The organism is Cupriavidus sp. SHE, from assembly GCF_000812445.1.
Taxonomy (GTDB): domain Bacteria; phylum Pseudomonadota; class Gammaproteobacteria; order Burkholderiales; family Burkholderiaceae; genus Cupriavidus; species Cupriavidus metallidurans.
The window spans coordinates 56,167-76,374 of record NZ_JWMB01000016.1; the positions used below are offsets into that span (position 1 = coordinate 56,167).

Here is a 20,208-nt window from a genome sequence, read left to right on the forward strand (position 1 = left end):
CGGACGGACAGGACAGGTAGGGCAAGCGCCGGGCCGCTGCCTATGCCTTGCCCAGCCGGGTAATCAACGCGGCGTGACGTGGATGGGATGACGCCAGCCGCGCCAGTTCATCGCGGTCCGCCAGCTCGAACTCGCTGAACTCGAATCCCGGCGCTACCGTGCAACCGGCCAGGGCATAGCCGGCCGCGCCCGCCACGCGTTCCGCGGCAAACCAGCAGCCGGCCGGCACCACCGCCTGGAAGACGGTCCCTGGCTGGAACAGCGGATTACCCAACCGGTGCGTGGTGAACGCGCCGTCGGGCGCCAGCACGTGGACATTGAGCACGTCGCCCGCGTAAAAGTGCCAGGCTTCGTCGGACTGGATGCGGTGCCAAGTCGAATAGGCGCCATCGCACAGCAGGTAGTAGATGGCCGTGGATGCAGAGCGCTCCGCACCGTCGGCCACGCGTGTGATACGCGCGGGGTCCCGGTAGGTCTCGCGGTAATAGCCGCCTTCCGGGTGCGGGACCAGGGACAGTTCGTCGATCAGGCGTTGCTGCGGTGAGCGCGTAAGCATGGCTTGTTTCCGGGGCTGCAGGGGGCTGGCGTGTGGATCGGATGACTGACACGCCACCTTACCCGAAAGCCAGGCATGACAGAATGTCGGCCGATGGCGGCATGGCCCCGGCATTGCAGGATTCGCCAAGACGACCCGGCACGTGGCGGGTTAGGCTCCCGGACAATACGGACCATTCCGCCGACCATTCCGGCCCAAGAAAAGCCATCCCGAGGCTCCACCAAGGCCCTACCCGATTCGAACCGATGTCGCGCCCCTTCCCCGCCTGGCTCCCGGCCATGGCTTTCGTCCTGATCTGGTCCACCGGCTTCATCGTCGGCAAGGCCGTCGTTCCGGTTGCCGACTCCAACCTGTTCCTGCTGGCCCGCTTCACGCTGGCCGCGCTGATGTTTTCCGTGGCGGCGATGGCCAGCGGCGTCACGTGGCCTGCGCTCAAGCAGGTGCCACGCCATCTGCTGGCCGGCGCACTGATGCAGGGCATCTACCTGTGCGCGGGCTACGGCGCGGTGGCGCATGGACTGTCACCTTCGATCATGGCGCTGCTTGGCGCCTTGCAGCCGCTGCTGACCGCCCTGCTTGCGATCCCGCTGCTGAAGGAGCAACCTTCGTCCCGTACCTGGCGCGGACTTGGGCTCGGCGCGTTGGGCGTCGGGCTGGTGGTGCTTCCGGCCATGCAGGCCGGCACGCCGCAGACCGTGTCGCCATGGATCATACTGACGGGCGTGCTCGCCATTCTCTCCATCACGATGGGAACCCTCCTCCAGAAAACCTCGATTGCCCGCGCGGATATCCGCGCTAGCTCGGCCTGGCAGAATGCCGGCGCCATGCTTGTGGCCGGGGTGCTGGTCTGCGCCACGGGCGGAATTGGCGCATTGCGCTGGGAAACCGGCCCGACGCTGTGGGCATCGCTGGCCTGGGCTGCGTTCGTGCTGTCTGGGATCGGCACCTGGCTGCTGCTCAGCCTGGTGCGCCGTGGTCAGGCCGCCAATGCGGCGGCGCTGATGTTCCTGGCTCCACCGCTTGCCGCCGTGCAGGCCGCGCTCTTGTTCGGCGACCGGCTCGCCCCGCTCCAGTGGCTTGGCATGGCCGTGGCCGGTATTGGCGTGTGGCTCTGTCAGACGCAGGGCAACCCCCGACATGCCCAAGCTCGTTGAACACGCCTCGCCGCTGGTCGAGCCGCGCCGTTATTCGCCGCGGCCCTTCGGCCATGCCCATGACTACCATCAGTTGCTGTTCGGCGTGGACGGGGCCATCGAACTCGAAATTGACGGCCATGCCTACCGGGTCGATGGCCAACACGGGCTGGTGGTGCCTGCGGGCGCCCACCATGTCTGCGCGGGCCTGACCGAAAACCTCCAGCTCGTGGCGGACTTTCCCGCCAGTTCCGTCGCCCTGCCTGCGCGGCTAATGGAGAACCCGCGCGCCTTCGCCATGGATGCCAGCTTCGCTGCCCGCGTCCGCGCGTTGGCGACGCATCGCCCGTCTGGCGACCTGCCACTCCAGCACGCGTGGCATTGCGCAACGGCGCTCGCGGGCAATCTGGCATCGGCGCTGGGTCTCGATGCGGCCGGTAACGATGCCACGCATTTTCCGGCAATGGCCATCGACGCATGGCTGCGCGCCAATCTCGCGTCGCCGTTGCGGGTAGACCAGCTTGCCGCGCGCATGGGCTGGGGCGCGCGTCGGTTCCACACGCTGTTTTGCGAGGCGTTTGGCGATACCCCGCACGGCTATCAGACACGCCTGCGGCTGGACCAGGCCGTGCAATGGTTGATGGCCGGCACGATGTCGCTCGCCGATATCGCCTATGGCGTTGGCTATCCCGATCAAACCACCTTCACACGCGCATTCGCCCGGCGGTTCGGCAAACCGCCCGGTGCGTGGCGGGCCGCCGCGCTGGCCTGATCTGCAGATTTCTCCCGCCGCGCGTATGATGCGCGCGTGTTCGAGCCAGCGAACCAGCGAACCAAAACGGGGGAGACAACCATGAAGACAACGATCACGACGGTCGGGCTCAAGCGCCTCGCCGTTGCCACGCTATTCGCCTGCGGGATAGTCCATGCGCAATCGACGGTGCCGGTGATGCAACCCACCGAAGGCGATTTCGAAGCACGCGACTTCCATTTCCAGAGCGGCCAGACGCTGCCGACCGTCAAGCTTCACTACGCGACGCTGGGCACGCCCACGCGCGGCGCCGACGGCAAGGTCAACAACGCCGTGCTTCTGCTCCACGGCACCACCGGCACCGGACGCGCGTACCTGACGCCGCTGATGCAGAAGGAACTGTTCGCGGCGGGACAGCCGCTCGACGCCTCGCGTTACTACATCATCATGCCCGACGGCATCGGCCGTGGCGGATCGAGCAAGCCCAGCGACGCCCTGCGCGCAAACTTTCCGCGCTATGGCTACAACGACGTGGTGGAAGGCCACTACCGCCTGCTGACCGAAGGACTCAAGGTCGATCACCTGCGGCTGGTACTGGGCACGTCGATGGGCGGCATGCAGACGTGGGTCTGGGGTGAACGGCATCCGGACATGATGGATGCGCTGATGCCGATCGCCAGCCAGCCCGTGGCGATGTCGGGCCGCAACTGGTTGTGGCGCCGGATGCTGATCGACGCGATCCGGAATGACCCAGACTGGAACGGCGGCAACTATACGCGGCAGCCCACGCACTGGACCCGCACCACGCCGGTATTTGCCCTGATGACGCAAAGCGCAGCCACGTTGCAGAAGGCCGCCCCTACGCGCGACCAGGTCAACCAGTACGTCGACAAGACCGTGGCGGACAGCCGCGGCGTGGACGCCAATGACTACCTCTACTGGTTCGAATCATCATGGGACTACAACCCCGAGCCGGATCTGGGCATGATCCGCGCGCCGCTTTACGCGGTGAACTTCGCCGACGACATGATCAACGCGGTGGACCTCGGCGTCATGCAACGCACCGTGCCGAAGGTACGGCAAGGCAAGTACGTGGAGATGCCGGAGAGCGGGAACACCTATGGGCATCAGACGTTGCAACACCCCGAGGTCTGGAAGCCGTATCTCGTTGAACTGCTGAAGTCGCTACCCGCGCAAAAGTAGCCACAAGAAAGTAGCCACAAAAGTAGCGCCACGTTCGCCCGCCCCGCCCGTGCGGCTGAGTGCCGCACTGCAATGCGCGAGGCGTGGTGAGCGCCTGCGCAGCAAGCCCGGCACGCTTTGTCGCGGGGCCGCAATACGGGTATTTCGCTAGGCTTCAACGCTAGATCGCGCCTGCCCCGCTGCCTATACTGACTTCGCACCGTACACAGCATCACGCTGTCTACGAGTGTGCCCGATAACACTAGCGGGCAGGCTCTGGCGGCCCAGGGAGGATGCCACGGATGATCATGTCCATTCGGCCTGCCATTGAAGAGGAAAGTGAAGATGGACATGCCCAGCGAACAGTTCCTTGCGATCCAGGAAACCCGCCGCTTGGGGCTCCGGGCATTGCGCGCGGCGCTGCTCCAGGTTCACAAGGAAGTCATCGGTTATGACCGTGGCCAGTACGAGCGGCTGCACGGTCCGATTCCAGCCGGCCAGTTCGTGCAACTCGTGACCGAGGAATCCTTCTTCCGCTGGCTCGATCCACTATCGCGACTGATCATCGAGATCGACGAAGAACTCGATGGTGAAGAACATCACGACGAAACCTGCCGGGCCGTGGCTGCCGCCGCGCAGAAGCTGTTCAGCGAACGTGGCGACGCGGACTTCCGCAAGCGCTATCAGGAAGCGCTGCAGGATGAAGCCGCGGTCACGGTCGCGCACGGCCGGCTGATGTCCGTCATCGGGCAATTGCGCCAGTTGCCCTAAATCACCTTGGTCGCCCTGGTTGCCCTGGTCGCCTGGCCACTTTCGCTAACGCCCTCCGACGCCTTCCAATCACCCTTTTCCGCCCGGCCCCTTGTGGGCCGGTTCGTGCGGCACAGGATGCACCGCGATCGGATCACTGGCCGGAAATGTCTCGAGCAAGGCCTCGTCGAGTTCCTGCTCGACCTTCTGATCATGCGACTCGCGTGCCTTTCTTGAAGCAGGTGTGAGAGATTTGGTGGAATCCAGATTGCTCATAACATCGACTCCTTGAAAAGTGCTGGTGATGCGTGTCAGCGATGTCCGCCTCCGCGGCCACCACCGCTCCGTCCGCCCCGACCACCGCCACCCCATCCCGGCATTCCACCTGCGCCCTGGTAGCCGGGGTACGCGCGATACCCAGGATAGCCCGGCGACCCACGGTAGCCGTAGTAGCCACCGCGATACCCATACCAGCCGTGCCCGTAGTATCCACGGTACCCATGCCCATACCATCCGTAGCGGTGGTAGTAAGAGGTGTGACAGCAGCCATACCAGAAGCTGCCGAAGAATACGCCACCAGTGTACGCCGGCCAGTAAGCGGGCCAGTATGGATAACCGCCGCCATACGCGTACGGATAGCCGTACCAATAGGGATACGCGTAGTCATATTCGTAGCCCGGGTACCCACCGTAGACAGAACCAAGGTCGCCCAGCGGATAGTTGGGGTCATATCCGTACGGACTGTCATAGCCGGGATACGTCGCGCAGCCGCCCAGCATCGTTGCCGCGGTCACTGCCGCCAGGACCCACCCGTGGGCGCCCCTCATCACAACCTCCTGTCGATACCCGGTCGGAATTGACTTCCGACAGTCACTTAGACAGTAGCTGCATCGAGAAGTCCAAATTTCGGAATCTTCCGATTCTCATATGAGAATCGTCTTCTTACACTGCCCCTCGCCCGTGCAATACGGGCGACCCACCCGGTTTCAGGGTCGACCCCTCCCCCTGAGACTCAGGCTTCACGATGCCACGCGGTCCCCGTCCCGTGGCATCTTTTTTTACAGGCCCTTCTCCACCAGGTCGAGCAGTCGTTGGCCGAGCACTCCCGCCTGCTCCCTTGCCCGGCCGCGCAGCGGCCCGTCGATGAGCATGATCGCCAGGCCATGTACGGCCGACCACGCAAGGTACTCCGCACCCGGACGTCGTTCGACTGGCAGCAAGCCTGCCTCTACCCAGCGATCCAACGCGGCGCCAAGCAGTTCGAACGGGTTCAGTCCGCTATTGCCGGCTTTTGCCGGATCGGAATCTTCCTCCACATCGTCGGGAACTGAGAATGCGGTGCGAAACAGCCCTGTCTCACCCAAGGCAAAGCGCAGGTAGCCCGCGCCTACCGCCCGCAGGCTGGCCCGCGCGCCCTCGGCAGGCGCGGCATCGGAAGGAATCGTCGCCAACTCCGCTTCCATCGCCATCGCCAGGCTGGACAGCGCGTGCGCGCGCACTGCCTGCAAAAGATCCTGCCGGTTCGCGAAGTGCCGGTATGCCGCATTCGGCACCACGCCCGCTCGGCGTGTTGCCTCGCGCAGGACAATGGCATCTGGCCCGCCCTGCCGTGCCAGATCGATGCCTGCTTCCAGCAGGGCGCGGCGCAGGTCACCATGGCGATAAGTGGTGCGCGTGGGCGGTGTGGGCGGTGTGGGCGCGGCGGTTCGCTTCATGCTAGCTCCCATGCGGACAACGTCCAGGGCAACGAATAATAATAGTAGACAGTGTACACAAACACTTCCAGCGCCGTTCGTCCGCGCGGTTCGCGTATTTCCCGCGTCACTAAAGGATGGGAGCGAAGAGCTTGGCGACGTGCATCGCCACGCGCAGGATCGCGGGCGCGCCAAGGAAGTCCTCGCGGTCGATCTGACGGGCCTGCGCGAAATCGGCTTCCAGCATCTCGGCCACGCTGGCCGCGAACGCCGGGTGAGCCGTCATGACCATCATCTCGAAGTTGAGCCGGAACGAGCGGTTGTCCAGATTCGCCGTGCCGACAGCCGCCGCGTCGTCGTCGATCAGGATGACCTTCTGGTGCAGGAAGCCCGGCTGGTACCGGAACACCTTCACGCCGGCGCAGACGGCCTGGTGGGCATAGATCGTCGACGCCCCATAGACCACGTAGTGGTCCGGCCGCGCCGGTATCAGGATACGCACGTCCACACCACGCAGCACTGCCAGCCGCAGCATCGCGGATACTGCTTCGTCGGGCACGAAGTATGGCGACGTAATCCAGATCCGCTTGCGCGCGGCCTGGATCGCCTCGACGAAGAACAGCGAGCATGTCTCCTGCGCGTCCGCCGGCCCGGATGGCACGATCTGGCACACCATGTCGCCGAAGCGCTTCGGCGGCGGCAGCAACAGGTAGGGCACCTCGTGCGCGGCCCAGTACCAGTCCTCGGCGAACGTCATCTGCAGCTCGAGCACCACCGCGCCGCGAATCTCGATATGGGTATCCCGCCAGGGCGCGAGTGGTGGCCGGCGACCGAGGTACTCGTTGCCGACGTTATGGCCCCCGACGAAGGCGCGCTCGCCATCGACGATCACCAGCTTGCGGTGATTGCGGAAGTTGAGCTGGAAGCGATTGACAAAGCCAGGATGCGTGGCGAATGAGCGCACGTGGACGCCGGCTTCCTCCAGCGCACGCAGGTAGGCCCGGCCTAGCGCGTGACAGCCGATGCTGTCGTAAAGGAAATAGACCCTGACCCCTGCCTTGGCACGCTCGCACAGGCGGCGTTGCAGTTCGAGTCCAAGCTCATCGTCATGAACGATGAAGAACTGGACCACCACGACCTGCGTGGCGGCATCGATCGCGGCGAAGATCGCCTGGAAGGTCGCCTCGCCGTTGACCAGTAGCCGCACGTCGTTATTGCCCAGGCATGGCATGCCAGTCAGACGCGGCAATGCACGCATGCATTCCTGGTCGGGGTTCATCACCAGGCAGGCGCTGAGCGAATCCAGCTCCTGGGTGCTCATGTTCTGGCGGATCTCGCGCAACCGGTGATTGTTGAAGCGCCGCGCATTGACGTATCCCGCGAAGCGGCTTCGTCCGAAGATCAGATAGGGGATCAGCGAGAAGTACGGCATCATGACCAGCGATCCGGCCCAGGCTATGGCCCCGGGCGCGGTGCGTACGGTCATGACAGCATGCAGCGCCGCGATCACGCCCAGCACGTGAAGAGACACGACGATCGCTGCAATCACACTAGGGGTCAACATAGGCAGCCGGGGCCGGACGAGATGGACGCTATTCTGGCACAGCACATCACTTCCAACATCCCCAAGCCACGCACCCGCATCCACGCTGCTTATTTTTTGGGCAGCCCGATGCGCTCCCATGACCCGGCGCGGCTGGCGGAGGCACCGACGCAGTTATCCACACAATCTGTGGATAACGGACACCACGCACGCGTCGCCGCCGGATGCCCGATTTCGTTTCATTCCGACGTCAACGCCATCCATTTAAGGGAACACCGATTGTTCGCCCTGCAAACGCTGGCTACGCTGCAACGCGTTTACTTCGCTTTCCAGAGAATGTCGCATGAATGCCCGAACGAACATCGCGCTGCTGGCAAACAGCTCGTCACCCCTGCATCCGCTGCAGGAACTCCTTGCCGTCGCCGGCTACCAATGCAACGTCTTTCACGCCGGACGTGACCTGATTCAAGGGCTCGGCCATGACAGCTACGAGATGCTCCTGATCGACCGTGAGCTGGCCGACATTTCCGCCATCGACGTGATTCGCACCGTGCGGGCCGTGCGCAACCGCGACGTGCCAATCGTGATCTTTGCCAGCGAGAGCAACGACGACGATCTCGTCGAGGCCCTCGATGCCGGCGCCGACGACTACGTGCTCCGCCCGCTGGCCGCGCGTGTGCTGCTGGCCCGCATCGCCGCATTGCGCCGGCGCATGAGCGGCACGCGCTTGCGCGGAGCCATGCCGTTGCGCGCCGGGCCATACGAGTTGAGCAACCCCGGTCGCTATGCCACGCTCAATGGCGACCGGATTCCGATGACACCCAAGGAGTTCGACCTGGCCATGCTGATGTTCGCCAACGCGGGCCGCATTCTGGCCAGTCGCCGCATCGAGCACACAATCTGGGGGCATGACTTGCCGCCCTACTCCCGCGCGCTGGCCGGACTGGTATCGCGAATGCGTCGTACCCTGAACCTGTGCGCGGAGAACGGCGTCACGGTCAGCGTCGTCTATGCCCAGGGGTATCGGCTGGACATCCTCGATCAAGCTGCACGCCACGAATTGTCCGCTGCCGCTCGCGCGGCCTCCGCGTCATCGCCCCCTGCGCGGATGTTCAAATTGCTTTCGTAAGACCGTCTGAAAATCCAGATCTAGATATTGAGCGCGCCGCGCGCAGCCAGTTCGGCGATATCGATCCGCGCAACGCCTGATGGCGCGCGCTTGGCGCTGCGCTTGGCCACCGCCGAGGCCGCGCCGATATGCTGACTGCATAGCCGCAGCGTCGCCATTGCTTCCGCACTGACACTGACCACGCCGGCGGCCATCGTTACCGGCACGAAAAACGCCGGATTGCCGAACCGGTCCTCGCCGTGAATACCACCAGCAGCACGATCCGTCGACGAGTACGACATCAGTGCCGCATCGTTGAAGCGTGCGATGGCGTCCCGGATACGCACCTCCCAATCGTCCCCCTGGTACAGCACCAGGAAGTCGTCGCCGCCGACATGCCCAAGGAAGTCGCGCGCGGGGTCGCAAGCCTGCGCCAGAATGGCGGCCGCGCCCTTCAGCATTTCGTCGCCCTTCCAGTAGCCGTAGCGATCGTTGAATGGCTTGAACTGGTTGAGGTCGACATAGCACGCATGAAACGCGCTGCCGGCTGTGATGAGTCGGTCGACGTGCTGGTTCAGCAGGATATTGCCGGGCAGGAACGTTAGCGGATTCGCATAGCGTGCCGCCTCCATGCGTACCTCGGTGGTGGCGCGTAGCAGATCGGCCACGGTGCCAAGACCCACGTATCTGCCTTGATCGGTGATCACGAAACCATCGGCCAGCACATGGGATTGCTCGCCCGCGAAAAGTTCGGCCATATCCTCCAGACTGGTACGGCGGTCGAAGCAAACTGGCGCCGGATTGGCGATCGTGATGCAGGCCTTCCTGCCATAGAGTTCCCGATGAAATGGCGTGGCGTAGCGGTCGATCAGGATTTGCCGGTTCATCATCGCCACCGGCCGCATGGCCTCGTCCACCACTGCCATCGCGTGCAGATCGGGCTGGCTGTGAAACCGCGCCAGAACGTCGTTATTGGAGGTGGTGGGAAGAATCGTGGGCGCGGGGCGCAGGAGTTGCCCGGCTGTCATGCCCGACCACCCCGAGCGCAAGGCTTGGGGAAACACCGCGATCTGACGCGAGGCCAGCACAGCCCGCACCTCCGGCGACGCTTGCGGGTCAGGCTGCGCCACTGGCCTCCCCAAAAAGTAGCCCTGGCCCGCGAAAACGCCAAGATCCCGCACCATGGCCAATTCCTCGGCCCGCTCGATGCCTTCTGCGATCACGTGCCCACCGAATGCTCCCATCATGCGCAACATCCCGCGCAGTATCTCCAGCCGGCGCGAGCACGTACCTATCCCGCGCACGAGCGACTTGTCCAGCTTGATGAACTGCGGCGACAGATCGGCCAGCATGTCGAGATTGGCATGTCCCGAACCGAAATCGTCCAGAGCGTAATGCACGCCTAGCTCGCCGAGCAGCGCCATGGCCTGGCCAAAGGTCTGGGCATTGCCGATGGCAGTCTGCTCCGTGATCTCGATAACGACCCGGGATGGTGCGATGGCCGCCGCGCCGCCGACAATGCCATCGGCCCCCAGCAACGCGGCCATGGCGTGCCCACGCCCGACCAGAAGATGGCGCAGCGTCAATGGACTGAAGTTCAGGAACAGCTTGCCCGGCAGGTTCAGCGACGACCACGCATCGAGCGCGGTACGGGCCGCCGCCACTTCAAGCGCCACGGTTGTCCCATTTTCCTGCGCGAGTCGGAACAAGGCGTCAGGCATCTCGTGCAACGATGCGGCCGGGCCGCGAATCAACGCCTCATGACCCAGAATGTCCCCATTGCCCAGCGACACGATAGGCTGGAATACCGCCTGCAGCGAAGGCAGGCACACAGCCTCTCGGGCCGTGGCCAACGAGCAGGCGACGGTCAGCATGACATGCGGATAAGGGTTGAATGGCAGGTTATCGGCCGGGAGGCGTGATACCACGAGGCGGCTTTCGGCGCGGACGATAAATGGAGCGCCCGCCATTTCATGACAGCAATGTGTCACCAGTATGACGACGTCACCCATTCAGGGGGTGTCACGTTATCGTCACATTCATGCACGACGATCGCGCTGCACCGCAGCACGACCCACGCCCCGCACTCCCCAGGGAATGACCGAGAGGCCGGCATGCCGCAGCGCATCGGGTCATGGAATGAGGGGGTCGCGGCCCCGAAGGAGTGTTTCTCGTGTTGCAAGCCATCAAGCTGGGTCTGCCTGGACTGGGAGGCAAATCCCTGTGGCAAGGACTGGCGCGCCTGCCACTGGTCATGCGGCTGTCAGCGGCATTCGTGCTGATCTACGCCTTCGGCGCGGCCGTCGGACTCACCGGCATCATCAATCTGGTTCATTTAAAGCAGGATACAGACACGCTCTACCAGCGCGACATGCGCGGCGCGATCTCCGCCGAGCGTGCTCAGGCGGCGCTGGCCACGCTGGGCCGCGCCCAGTTGTCGCTGACGCTGGCCACCAGCACCGCGGAGCGCGACACCGCCGCGTCGGAGATCGCCCAGGCGCTGCGCCGGCTCGACCAGGCTGTTGACGGCGTCCGCTCGGCCGCCCCGCAGCAAGCTGACGCACTGCAGAAAGAGCGCGCGACTGCCGGCGAACTGATGAACAACTTCGTGGCCCTGATCGGCAAGCAGCCGCTCGACGCCCTGCAATTCGATTCATCGGTCTCGGTCGACGGACACTTCGTCGGCGAACAGCTGCAGAAGCTCGCCGGCCTGATCGAACAGACACGGTCCACGCTGGATCAACAAGCTGCGGACACAGTTGCCGGCGTGGCCGCTGCGCAAGTCACCGCCCAGACCGTGATGGCGGTACTGCTTGTCGCCAGTTTCCTCGCCGCCGCCGCGCTGGCCTGGATCGCGGCACGTAGCCTGACACGCGAACTCGGTGGCGAACCGCGCGACGCCGCTGCCGTTGCAAATCGCATCGCCAATGGCGACCTGACCGCCCGGATCGCCGTGGGCGCCCACGATCAAGGCAGCCTGCTCTACTTCCTGGCCGGCATGCGCGATCAATTGGCCGGCGTGCTCGCGCGCATCCAGCAATGCGCGCATGAAATCTCCAGTGCCAGCGACGGTATCGCAAACGGCAACCGCGAACTGGCTGCACGCACGGGCACGCAGGCTTCAGCGCTTGCCGAGGCGGCAGGGAACGTGGCGCGCCTGACCGAACTGGTTCAGCAGGCGCACGCACAGGCCCGGCAGTCGAGCGACATGGCCAGCCGCGCGCGCGAAGCCACCACTACAGGCATGGCGTCGGTGCGCGACATGAGCGGCGCCATGGCGAACGTTCACGCGCAGTCGCGCAACATCTCCGAAATCGTCACGGTGATAGAAGGGATTGCCTTCCAGACCAATATCCTGGCGCTGAATGCAGCGGTGGAAGCCGCTCGCGCGGGCGCTGCGGGACGTGGTTTCGCCGTTGTCGCGCAGGAAGTCCGCGCGTTGGCCCAGCGTAGCGCCACGGCTGCGCGCGAAATCGGCGGCATTGTCGGCGACGCGGCGAAGGAGATCGCACGCGGTGCGGACCTCAGCACGCGCGTGGTGGGCGCCATGGAAGGCATTGATGTCGCGGTCAATCACAGCCACACCCTTGCCGAAGAACTGCGCCTGCTGGCCGACGAACAGGCGTCCGGCATCGGGCACGTCGCCGATGCGCTGACACGGCTCGAGCAGACCAGCGCCCAGAACGGCACGCTCGTGGAGGCCGTGTCCGGCCAGGCGGCGCAACTCGACCAACAGGCCGCAGCGCTGGAGGCAGACGTCGCGCGCTTCCGCTTCTGAGGTTTCGCACCGCCGCAATACCTTGCCCCGAGGGTGCCGAACGCCGGGGCAAGGCTTCAGTTTTCGCATTTGTCGTCCGTAAATGACAACACGCCTATTGACCGACGCATAACGTCCCGCGAGCATGACCCACAGGCCGAAGGCATTGCGTCATTGGCCAAGGAAATGCCTCTCGCGGAGACAAGCGAATGCTACGCAAAGCCGTACAGGATGACAGCAGCTTTCTGGAAGACTTCGAGAACGCTGGGCGCGATTGGGTGCCCCGGCTCAAGCCTTGCGGCACCTGTCACGCCTGCGAGCAGCCGGTCAGGCGAGCCGAATTATTTTGCGGCATCACGTGCCAGTACTCGTTCGAACATTTCGAAATGCAAATGCTGCGCAAGCGCTGAACGCCATTCCCCTCGCCTGCAATGCATCAAATGTTTCACATCCGCGAACATTTCCTTTCAAATTCCTGTCAACCGACCCGCCAAACCACTCGTTGAGGCGTGCATCGGGTCTGTATCCGCGCGTCGACATTGTCGAGACAATGCGGACCGCAGCCTGGCAGTGTGTCTGCACGAAACAACTGATATCAAGCGCTAACCGGCATTTACGAGTTGTGTGGCCAAGTTACACGGCTGTTGCACTTGAGCACAATTTGTGTAGCCCATCGCACCCTAAAGCCAGATACGCTTGATTCAACTTAACCGCTTAACTGCGACTGACAAACACAGGAATCCCATGTCTGAACGCCTCATCATGCTGGACGTCCCCGGCGTCCTGTATTCGGACCGCTCCGCTACCCGCCTGGGCGGCACGCCAAACACGGGAACCCTGCGAGACGTCAGGTACTTCGACCCCATCGCCCTCGGCTACCTGCGCCGCCTGTTCGGCATTGCCGGCGCCCGCGTCGTGGTCTCGGACGCCTGGCGCCGTGGCACCCCGGCCGCCATCTTCCAGCAGCTGGATCTGCAGGTCGAAGGCATGACGCCGCCGGTGGCAGGCGGACACGGCGCGGAGATCGACGCCTGGTTCGCGCAACACCCGGCTCCGGGCGCATGGGTCATCATCTCGACCGCTGCCCCCGAGTCGCTGACCGACGAGCAGCGCGCACACCTGGTACAGGTGAACCCGGCCGAAGGTCTGACCGTCGACATCTTCCGCAAGGCGCTCGACATCCTCGGTGTAGCCTGCCCTTCCACCATCACGCCGGATTCGCGCGTCGACCCCGATCTCAAGGCCAAGCTGCGCCATCTGCAGCAACTGGCACGCGAGGCACCGGAGCGCTTCATGCCGGCGCCCGCCGCCGCCGAGGCCCGCGAGCGCGCCATGGCGATCGCGGTGGCCAGCCTGACTGGCAAGCAACTCGAATCGGGTGCCATTCACGCTTGATTCAGGGCTGATTCAGCACTGACGCTCAATCGGTCCCGCAGCAAGAGACAAAGGGCCGCAAGCAATTCCGGCCCTTTTTTCATTGGCTTTCAGCCGCGCGCGACATCAGCCCAAACTCAGCGCAATCTCGGCGCAACCTCAACGCGCAATCAGCTTCACGCCCGGGAAATCCACCGGCACGTTGAACACCACGTTGACGTAGTTCGTGAACAGGTTCAACGCGACGTGTGCCAGGATCTCGACAATCTCCTCCTCGCCGAAACCGGCCTTGCGCAGCGATGCCACATCGGTCTCGCTAATCTGCCCGCGCGCTTCCACGACCTTCACCGCGAAGGCCAGCGCGGCGGCCGTCTTGGGTTCGTTCGACAACCCAGCCTGGGCGGCGGCCATCTCCTCGGCAGATGCGCCCGCCTTGCGGCCCAGCGCGGTATGCGCGGCCAGACAGTATTCACAGCGATTGCGGTCGGCAACGGCCACGGCGATCTTCTCGCCCAGTTGCGCTGAGATCGTGCCACCACCGAGCGCGCCAAAGCTGCCCCACATCGACTGCAGCGCGGCCGGCGAGTTGGCCACGGCGCGGAACATATTGGGTACGACGCCGAACGCGGTCTGGATCTGTTCGATGGCAGCCACGCTTGCGGCCGGAGCAGTGCGTTGGTCTACGAGGGGAACACGTGCGGTCATGATGAAGCTCCTTTCTGGATGATAAGTGGAGTGGTACTGGGAACCGGACGGGCCGTGCCGTCCATGGGCTCCACTATGCCGCCGGGCGCAACACGATCGGATACCATACGTCCACGAAACGTACCAATTCATCCATCAAGATGTCCCACCCGATCGAATCCACTCCTGACCGCCTCTCCGGCTTGCTGGAACGCTTCCGCGTTCGCGCCCACCTGTTCCATACCGGGGCGCTCTGCGGGATCAGCCGGTTCGATGTGAAGGAACGCGGATTCCTGCACGTGCTGCGCGAAGGCCATCTGACGCTCTCGCACTCGGCCCGTGGCCTGCCTCGGCGCATGGAAATCCGCGAGCCGTCCCTGCTGTTCTATCCGCGGCACGTCATCCATACCTTCCACAATCCGCCGGTCGAAGGCTCGCAGTTCACCTGTGCCACGCTCGAGTTCGCCGGAGGTGCAATGAACCCGGTTGCGAGGGCCCTGCCCCCGCTGATCGTGTTGCCGCTGGCGCGGGTCGAGGGGCTGGATGCCGCGCTATCGCTGCTGTTCGCCGAGACCGGGCGTGTCCGCTGCGGCCAGCGGCTGCTGGCAGACCGCTTGTTCGAGGTCGTGCTGATCCAGCTACTGCGTTGGATGCTCGATCATCCGGCCGATGCAGGCATCCAGGCGGGCCTGATTACCGGGCTTTCCGATCCGCGACTGGCCCGCGCACTGGTGGCGATGCACGAAGCCCCTGGCGAGACCTGGAACCTGGACCGCATGGCGTCCTGCGCCGGCATGTCGCGCAGCGCCTTCGCCTCCGCCTTTCGCGAAATCGTGGGACAGACGCCTGCCGACTACCTGGCGGGCTGGCGTATCAGCCTTGCACAGGCGCGGCTGCGTGATGGCGTGCCGATCAAGCTGCTGGCCAACGAACTGGGGTATGCCAACCCCTCTGCGCTGTCGCGAGTTTTCGCGGCCAAAGTCGGCAAATCGCCACGAGAATGGCTGCAGACGCAAGCCTCCGAGCACTAGATTCAGCCTTTGAATTCCGCAATGCAGAATTATGATTCCGCGCTGCGGTTGACAATTGCCGAGTATCGGTGGGACGATGCGACTCATCGAATACCGGTGAGTCATCAACACCGGACGCCTTACCCGGAGACATCATGCGTAGTACCGCAGTACCCGCGAACCGTTCTGGTCTCGCGTCCATCCCCCTTTTCGCAACACCACGCCTGCTCGCAGGCACCACCATCCAGGCGAAGCTGCACGTGCAACTTGCCACGGGCAAAGAGTGAGCACGCCATGGAAGATGTGATCGAAATGGCGGAGATCGCCGCCGCACCGAAGGAAAGCAAACGCAAGGAAGACCGCCATTTCGTGACCGCGCTGGCGCGTGGTCTGGATGTGCTGGCGTGCTTTCGTGCATTCGACAGCGAGCTTGGCAATGCCGAACTCGCCAAGCGCTGTGGCCTGCCGAAATCGACGATTTCGCGACTGACCCACACGCTGACCGAACTTGGCTACCTCCAGGCCCTGACGGACCCCGTTCGTTACCGCCTGGGCAGTTCCGCACTGGCGCTGGCGCCCGCCGCGCAACAGGGTGCAGAGGTCCTGGCGGTGGCGCGGCCCTACATGCAGGAATTGGCGGATTTGTCGCAAGGCGTCGCCTCACTGATCGTGCGCGACCGCGGACGTATGCTGGTATTCGAGAACTGCCAGTCCGAGACCTACCTGACTCTGCGCGTCGCCGTGGGAAGCCGCGTATCGGGGCTCAATACGGCAGCAGGCCGTGCCTATCTGGTGGCATTGCCGCCAGCCGAGCAGCGTCAGGCGCTGACGGCATTCCGCACGGACGAGAAGGTCGCCCCTGCCGAAGCCGAAGCCATCCTCGCGAACAGCCGTGACGAGCAACGCCGGCTTGGCTGCACCACGTCGTTTGGCGAATGGCTGCCCGACATCAATTCGATCGCCCACGCGTTCCGGCCGGGGCCCTCATTGCCCCCGATGACGCTGAGCTGCAGTGGTCCCAATGCGATCGTGCCGCCAGCCCATCTGCTGGAGAAAGTGCGTCCGCTGCTGCGTGACCATATCCGCAAGATCGAAGCCGCGTTCGGTGTCACACGGTAACGGAGCGAAACACTGACGGGATGGGGAACGGTTGCGGGCACGCCGCACCGGAATGCCGTACGATGCGGGTTTCCCGCCATCAACCGGACTCGGTTCCATGCCCCATCTCGTCATCGAACTCACGGAAAACACCCGTCTGACCTGCTCTCAAGAGGAGCTGCTCGACGAGGCGAACGCCGCGCTGCTGTCCAGCGGCCAATTCCAGGAACCCGATATCAAGTCGCGCTGCGTGACGCTCTCCACCTATCGCCAGGGAACGGAGAACGTGGACCGCGCGTTTGTCCACGCCACGCTGCAGATCCTGGACGGCCGTGATCAGGCCGTGCGCAAGGAACTCGGCCAGCTCGTGTGCAATGCGATCTCGGAAATGGTCCGCCCCGGCGCGTCGGCGCAGAGCGTTCAGGTGTCTGTGAACGTCGTGGAAATGGAGCGCGCGACGTACTCCAAGCAGATCATTGGCGGCTAAGCCTGGCGATCTTCCGCCTCTCCCCCACCTGCGGGAGAGAGGCGACACCCCTCAACAAACCACCACTCAGGTCACCGGCGCCGGATTGAACAGCGCCAGCGCGTTATGCAGCTTGTGGTGCTCGGCCCAGGTCTGCTTGCGGCCGCTGGCCACATCGATCATCAGGCGGAACAACTCCCAGCCCACATCCTCGATCGTGGCTTCGCCCGTGGCGATGCGGCCTGCGTTCACGTCCATCAGGTCGTGCCAGCGGCGCGCCAGATCGCTGCGCGTTGCGACCTTGATCACGGGCACCTCGGCCAGACCATACGGCGTGCCGCGCCCCGTCGTGAAGATGTGCAGGTTCATGCCGGCAGCCAGTTGCAGCGTGCCACAGATGAAATCGCTGGCCGGGGTCGCCGCGTAGATCAAGCCCTTCTGCTTGACCTTCTCGCCCGGTGACACCACGCCCGAGATCGGCGCGCTGCCCGACTTGACGATCGAACCCATGGCCTTTTCCACGATATTCGACAGGCCACCCTTCTTGTTGCCTGGCGTCGTGTTGGCGCTGCGATCGACGCGACCACGGTCCAGATAGCGGTCGTACCAGTCCATTTCCCGAATCATCGCTTCGGCCACCTCGGGGGTAGCGGCGCGGGCAGTGAGCTGGTCAATACCGTCGCGGACCTCGGTCACTTCCGAGAACATCACGGTCGCGCCGGCGCGCACGAGCAGGTCTGTGGCAAAGCCGACAGCCGGATTGGCCGTCACGCCGGAGAACGCATCGCTACCGCCGCACTGCACGCCCACCACCAGTTCCGATACGGGCACCGTCTCGCGCTTGCGGGCATTGAGGGTCTGCAGATGGGTCTCGGCCATCGCCATGATCGAGTCGATCATCGACGCGAAACCCACGTGCTTGTCGTCCTGCAAGCAAACCACGCCCACCTGCACCTCGCCGGCGCCGGTCTGGATCGGGATTGTGCCCGGCGGCATCAGGCGTTCCGGCTGCAGCTTCTCGCACCCCAGGCTCACCATCATGGCGGTGCCGCCGAAGTTCGGATTCAGCGCGATATTGCGCAGCGTGCGGATCGGCACGATCGCGTCGGGCGCATCGATCGCCACGCCGCAGCCATAGGTATGCTCGAGGCCGATCACGTCGTCGACGTTCGGATAGCGCGGCAGCAGCTCGGTCTTGATCCGGTGCACCGCGTGCTCCACTACGCCGGACACGCACTGCACCGTGGTCGTGATCGCCAGAATATTGCGCGTGCCGACCGATCCGTCCGGATTGCGGAAACCCTCGAACGTATAGCCTTCCAGCGGCGGCAGCGGCTCGGGCACGCGTGTGCCGATCGGCAGATCGGTCAGTCCCGGAGCGGTTGGCATTTCAATCACGCGCTCGTTGACCCACGCGCCGCGCGGCAGGTCCTGCAAGGCGTAGCCGATGGTCACGTTGTAGCGCGTAACCGCGTCACCTTTCTTTAGATCCACCAGCGCCACTTTGTGGCCCTGCGGCACGCGCTCCACGAGCGTCAGACCGCACGGGAATACCGAGCCGGCTGGCAGCCCGCCGTCGTTGGCGACGATGGCCACGTTGTCGTTGGCGTGAATGCGGATGTAGAGCGGCGCGCGTTCGGCGGCCTGGCCCTGCGCGTTTTGTACCGACAAGTCCGACATGTTGGGGATTCCTTCCTTATTGGGGGTGCTTCAGCTCGACGCGGCGAATGTCCTTGACGATCACCAGATAGCTCAGCACGGTGACCAGGGCATTGATACCCACGAACACCAGCGCGCCGTTGAACGAGCCTGTCGCGCTCAGGATATAGCCGATCACGATCGGCGTCACAATGCCGGCGATATTGCCGAACGTGTTGAAGATGCTGCCCGCCAGGCCGATCACTTCCTTGGGCGCAGTGTCAGCCACCACGGCCCAGCCCAGCGCGCCGATGCCCTTGCCGAAGAACGCGAGCGCCATGATGCCCACCACCAGCCATTCGGCATCCACGTAGTTGCAGGCGATCATGGACACCGACAGCAACATGCCCGCCACGATCGGCACCTTGCGGGCGATGGTCAGCGAGTAGCCGCGGCGCAGCAAGTGGTCGGAGATCACGCCGCCCAGCACGCCGCCGAGAAAGCCGCAGATGGCCGGCAGGGACGCGACGAAACCCGCCTTCAGGATCGACATGCCGCGCGCTTGCACCAGGTACACCGGAAACCACGTGAGGAAGAAGTACGTCAGCACGTTGATGCAGTACTGGCCCAGATAGACCCCGGCCAGCATCCGGTTCGACAGCAACTGCCGGGCATAGAACCAGCCAGCGGGATTGGCGCCCTGCTTTGACTTGCCTGCCCCTTCATTCATGTGAATCAGGCCACCGCCCTGCTCGATGTGCTCAAGTTCCGCGCGATTCACAGCCGGATGCGTGACCGGGCTGCGCATGACCTTGAGCCAGAGCATCGCCAGCAGCATGCCCATGATGCCCATCCACAAGTAGACGTGATGCCAGCCCATGCTGTGGACGATCCACGCCATCAGCGGCGTGAACACCACGGCTGCGAAGTATTGCGCGGCGTTGAAGATGGCCGACGCGGTGCCGCGCTCGGCGGTCGGGAACCAGCTTGCCACCACCTTTGCATTGGCCGGGAATGCCGGGGACTCGGCCAGGCCCACGGCGAAACGCAGCATGAAGAGCGCCGTCATCGTTGCTCCCATCGAGGCGAAGATGCCGACCCACCCCTGCAGCAGCGTGAAGAATGACCAGAGGAAGATGCTCACGGCATAGATGCGCCGGGCGCCAAAGCGATCGAGCAGCCAGCCGCCAGGAATCTGCGCCATCACGTACGACCAACTGAAGGCCGAGAAGATATAGCCCATCTGGACCGCCGAGAAACCGAATTCCTCGCGCATCGCGGGCCCGGTAATCGACAGCGTGGCACGATCCGCGTAGTTGACCGTGGTCACGATGAAAATCAGCGCGAGAATCCAGTAACGGACATTGGTGCGCCGCGCGGTGGATGCGGCTGCAGCGCCTGTGGTGGGGGTGGCATTCATGAGAGGTCTCCTCACAGCCCTGGTTCCTGGATGCGGGAGTGCTT

Annotated in this window: 20 protein-coding genes; 11 read left to right on the forward strand and 9 right to left on the reverse strand. The window is 64.2% G+C overall.

What is annotated here, in order from left to right; translation table 11 throughout:
- Positions 1-40: 40 nt before the first annotated feature.
- Positions 41-556, reverse strand: coding sequence for a cupin domain-containing protein (locus RN01_RS07720; protein WP_017512331.1), 516 nt, complete (start codon positions 554-556; stop codon positions 41-43).
- 245 nt (positions 557-801) lie between these two features.
- Between RN01_RS07720 and RN01_RS07725 the strand changes: the two genes are divergently transcribed.
- The 4 genes from RN01_RS07725 (at position 802) to RN01_RS07740 (ending at position 4,393) form a co-directional block, all read left to right on the forward strand.
- Positions 802-1,710 (forward strand): DMT family transporter, encoded by a 909-nt coding sequence (locus RN01_RS07725; RefSeq protein WP_024569387.1) that lies wholly within the window; start codon positions 802-804, stop codon positions 1,708-1,710.
- Complete coding sequence (locus RN01_RS07730) at positions 1,694-2,461, forward strand: AraC family transcriptional regulator (protein WP_017515697.1); 768 nt, start codon at positions 1,694-1,696, stop codon at positions 2,459-2,461. Before RN01_RS07725 ends, RN01_RS07730 begins: the two co-directional genes overlap by 17 nt.
- An 81-nt stretch (positions 2,462-2,542) precedes the next feature.
- Entirely contained in the window at positions 2,543-3,643 is a 1,101-nt protein-coding gene (locus RN01_RS07735) for an alpha/beta fold hydrolase (protein WP_024569388.1), read from the forward strand.
- A 324-nt stretch (positions 3,644-3,967) separates the two neighbouring features.
- On the forward strand, positions 3,968-4,393 hold the full coding sequence (locus tag RN01_RS07740; protein WP_011519155.1) for a hypothetical protein: 426 nt from the start codon (positions 3,968-3,970) through the stop codon (positions 4,391-4,393).
- 69 nt (positions 4,394-4,462) lie between these two features.
- Here RN01_RS07740 and RN01_RS07745 read toward each other — a convergent pair whose 3' ends face one another.
- From RN01_RS07745 to cls, 4 genes are all read right to left on the reverse strand, one after another.
- Positions 4,463-4,648, reverse strand: coding sequence for a hypothetical protein (locus tag RN01_RS07745; protein ID WP_017515479.1), 186 nt, complete (start codon positions 4,646-4,648; stop codon positions 4,463-4,465).
- A gap of 35 nt (positions 4,649-4,683) precedes the next feature.
- Positions 4,684-5,199, reverse strand: a complete 516-nt coding sequence (locus RN01_RS07750; protein ID WP_017515478.1) for a hypothetical protein — start codon at positions 5,197-5,199, stop codon at positions 4,684-4,686.
- A 231-nt stretch (positions 5,200-5,430) separates the two neighbouring features.
- The gene (locus tag RN01_RS07755; RefSeq protein WP_017515477.1) at positions 5,431-6,087 is read right to left on the reverse strand and encodes a TetR/AcrR family transcriptional regulator; all 657 of its coding nucleotides are present in this window, start codon (positions 6,085-6,087) and stop codon (positions 5,431-5,433) included.
- A gap of 109 nt (positions 6,088-6,196) precedes the next feature.
- Complete coding sequence (gene cls / locus RN01_RS07760) at positions 6,197-7,630, reverse strand: cardiolipin synthase (RefSeq protein WP_029699902.1); 1,434 nt, start codon at positions 7,628-7,630, stop codon at positions 6,197-6,199.
- Positions 7,631-7,952: 322 nt separating this feature from the next.
- On the opposite strand from cls, the gene RN01_RS07765 reads away from it, so the two are divergent.
- Positions 7,953-8,738, forward strand: coding sequence for a response regulator transcription factor (locus tag RN01_RS07765; RefSeq protein WP_017516015.1), 786 nt, complete (start codon positions 7,953-7,955; stop codon positions 8,736-8,738).
- Between the two features lie 20 nt (positions 8,739-8,758).
- Here RN01_RS07765 and RN01_RS07770 read toward each other — a convergent pair whose 3' ends face one another.
- Positions 8,759-10,591: a phosphodiesterase gene (locus RN01_RS07770; RefSeq protein WP_051385282.1), complete on the reverse strand. Its 1,833-nt coding sequence runs from the start codon at positions 10,589-10,591 to the stop codon at positions 8,759-8,761.
- Between the two features lie 299 nt (positions 10,592-10,890).
- Here RN01_RS07770 and RN01_RS07775 point away from each other — a divergent pair, with 299 nt between their 5' ends.
- From RN01_RS07775 to RN01_RS07785, 3 genes are all read left to right on the forward strand, one after another.
- Entirely contained in the window at positions 10,891-12,495 is a 1,605-nt protein-coding gene (locus tag RN01_RS07775) for a methyl-accepting chemotaxis protein (protein WP_017513425.1), read from the forward strand.
- 188 nt (positions 12,496-12,683) lie between these two features.
- Positions 12,684-12,884 (forward strand): hypothetical protein, encoded by a 201-nt coding sequence (locus tag RN01_RS07780; RefSeq protein ID WP_017513424.1) that lies wholly within the window; start codon positions 12,684-12,686, stop codon positions 12,882-12,884.
- Positions 12,885-13,218: 334 nt separating this feature from the next.
- A complete protein-coding gene (locus RN01_RS07785) occupies positions 13,219-13,869 on the forward strand; it encodes an HAD domain-containing protein (protein ID WP_011519165.1) in 651 nt (216 codons plus the stop codon).
- Positions 13,870-14,007: 138 nt separating this feature from the next.
- On the opposite strand, the gene RN01_RS07790 is transcribed toward RN01_RS07785, so the two are convergent.
- Positions 14,008-14,553, reverse strand: a complete 546-nt coding sequence (locus RN01_RS07790) for a carboxymuconolactone decarboxylase family protein (RefSeq protein ID WP_017513423.1) — start codon at positions 14,551-14,553, stop codon at positions 14,008-14,010.
- A gap of 140 nt (positions 14,554-14,693) precedes the next feature.
- Between RN01_RS07790 and RN01_RS07795 the strand changes: the two genes are divergently transcribed.
- The 3 genes from RN01_RS07795 to RN01_RS07805 all read left to right on the forward strand — a co-directional run bounded on the left by RN01_RS07795 (position 14,694) and on the right by RN01_RS07805 (position 17,127).
- On the forward strand, positions 14,694-15,563 hold the full coding sequence (locus tag RN01_RS07795; RefSeq protein WP_017513422.1) for an AraC family transcriptional regulator: 870 nt from the start codon (positions 14,694-14,696) through the stop codon (positions 15,561-15,563).
- A 273-nt stretch (positions 15,564-15,836) separates the two neighbouring features.
- A complete protein-coding gene (locus RN01_RS07800; RefSeq protein ID WP_011519168.1) occupies positions 15,837-16,661 on the forward strand; it encodes an IclR family transcriptional regulator in 825 nt (274 codons plus the stop codon).
- A gap of 97 nt (positions 16,662-16,758) precedes the next feature.
- A complete protein-coding gene (locus RN01_RS07805) occupies positions 16,759-17,127 on the forward strand; it encodes a 5-carboxymethyl-2-hydroxymuconate Delta-isomerase (protein WP_024569392.1) in 369 nt (122 codons plus the stop codon).
- A gap of 66 nt (positions 17,128-17,193) precedes the next feature.
- On the opposite strand, the gene garD is transcribed toward RN01_RS07805, so the two are convergent.
- Positions 17,194-18,786, reverse strand: a complete 1,593-nt coding sequence (gene garD / locus RN01_RS07810; protein WP_024569393.1) for a galactarate dehydratase — start codon at positions 18,784-18,786, stop codon at positions 17,194-17,196.
- 16 nt (positions 18,787-18,802) lie between these two features.
- Positions 18,803-20,164 (reverse strand): MFS transporter, encoded by a 1,362-nt coding sequence (locus tag RN01_RS07815; protein WP_008651304.1) that lies wholly within the window; start codon positions 20,162-20,164, stop codon positions 18,803-18,805.
- Positions 20,165-20,208: the final 44 nt, after the last annotated feature.

What these genes read in the sequence shown, in the direction of transcription:
- RN01_RS07720 (WP_017512331.1), bottom strand. Translation starts at nt 556, where the DNA reads ATGCTTACGCGCTCACCGCAGCAACGCCTGATCGACGAACTGTCCCTG.
- RN01_RS07725 (WP_024569387.1), top strand. Translation starts at nt 802, where the DNA reads ATGTCGCGCCCCTTCCCCGCCTGGCTCCCGGCCATGGCTTTCGTCCTG.
- RN01_RS07730 (WP_017515697.1), top strand. Translation starts at nt 1,694, where the DNA reads ATGCCCAAGCTCGTTGAACACGCCTCGCCGCTGGTCGAGCCGCGCCGT.
- RN01_RS07735 (WP_024569388.1), top strand. Translation starts at nt 2,543, where the DNA reads ATGAAGACAACGATCACGACGGTCGGGCTCAAGCGCCTCGCCGTTGCC.
- RN01_RS07740 (WP_011519155.1), top strand. Translation starts at nt 3,968, where the DNA reads ATGGACATGCCCAGCGAACAGTTCCTTGCGATCCAGGAAACCCGCCGC.
- RN01_RS07745 (WP_017515479.1), bottom strand. Translation starts at nt 4,648, where the DNA reads ATGAGCAATCTGGATTCCACCAAATCTCTCACACCTGCTTCAAGAAAG.
- RN01_RS07750 (WP_017515478.1), bottom strand. Translation starts at nt 5,199, where the DNA reads ATGAGGGGCGCCCACGGGTGGGTCCTGGCGGCAGTGACCGCGGCAACG.
- RN01_RS07755 (WP_017515477.1), bottom strand. Translation starts at nt 6,087, where the DNA reads ATGAAGCGAACCGCCGCGCCCACACCGCCCACACCGCCCACGCGCACC.
- cls (WP_029699902.1), bottom strand. Translation starts at nt 7,630, where the DNA reads ATGTTGACCCCTAGTGTGATTGCAGCGATCGTCGTGTCTCTTCACGTG.
- RN01_RS07765 (WP_017516015.1), top strand. Translation starts at nt 7,953, where the DNA reads ATGAATGCCCGAACGAACATCGCGCTGCTGGCAAACAGCTCGTCACCC.
- RN01_RS07770 (WP_051385282.1), bottom strand. Translation starts at nt 10,591, where the DNA reads ATGCTGACCGTCGCCTGCTCGTTGGCCACGGCCCGAGAGGCTGTGTGC.
- RN01_RS07780 (WP_017513424.1), top strand. Translation starts at nt 12,684, where the DNA reads ATGCTACGCAAAGCCGTACAGGATGACAGCAGCTTTCTGGAAGACTTC.
- RN01_RS07785 (WP_011519165.1), top strand. Translation starts at nt 13,219, where the DNA reads ATGTCTGAACGCCTCATCATGCTGGACGTCCCCGGCGTCCTGTATTCG.
- RN01_RS07790 (WP_017513423.1), bottom strand. Translation starts at nt 14,553, where the DNA reads ATGACCGCACGTGTTCCCCTCGTAGACCAACGCACTGCTCCGGCCGCA.
- RN01_RS07795 (WP_017513422.1), top strand. Translation starts at nt 14,694, where the DNA reads ATGTCCCACCCGATCGAATCCACTCCTGACCGCCTCTCCGGCTTGCTG.
- RN01_RS07800 (WP_011519168.1), top strand. Translation starts at nt 15,837, where the DNA reads ATGGAAGATGTGATCGAAATGGCGGAGATCGCCGCCGCACCGAAGGAA.
- RN01_RS07805 (WP_024569392.1), top strand. Translation starts at nt 16,759, where the DNA reads ATGCCCCATCTCGTCATCGAACTCACGGAAAACACCCGTCTGACCTGC.
- garD (WP_024569393.1), bottom strand. Translation starts at nt 18,786, where the DNA reads ATGTCGGACTTGTCGGTACAAAACGCGCAGGGCCAGGCCGCCGAACGC.
- RN01_RS07815 (WP_008651304.1), bottom strand. Translation starts at nt 20,164, where the DNA reads ATGAATGCCACCCCCACCACAGGCGCTGCAGCCGCATCCACCGCGCGG.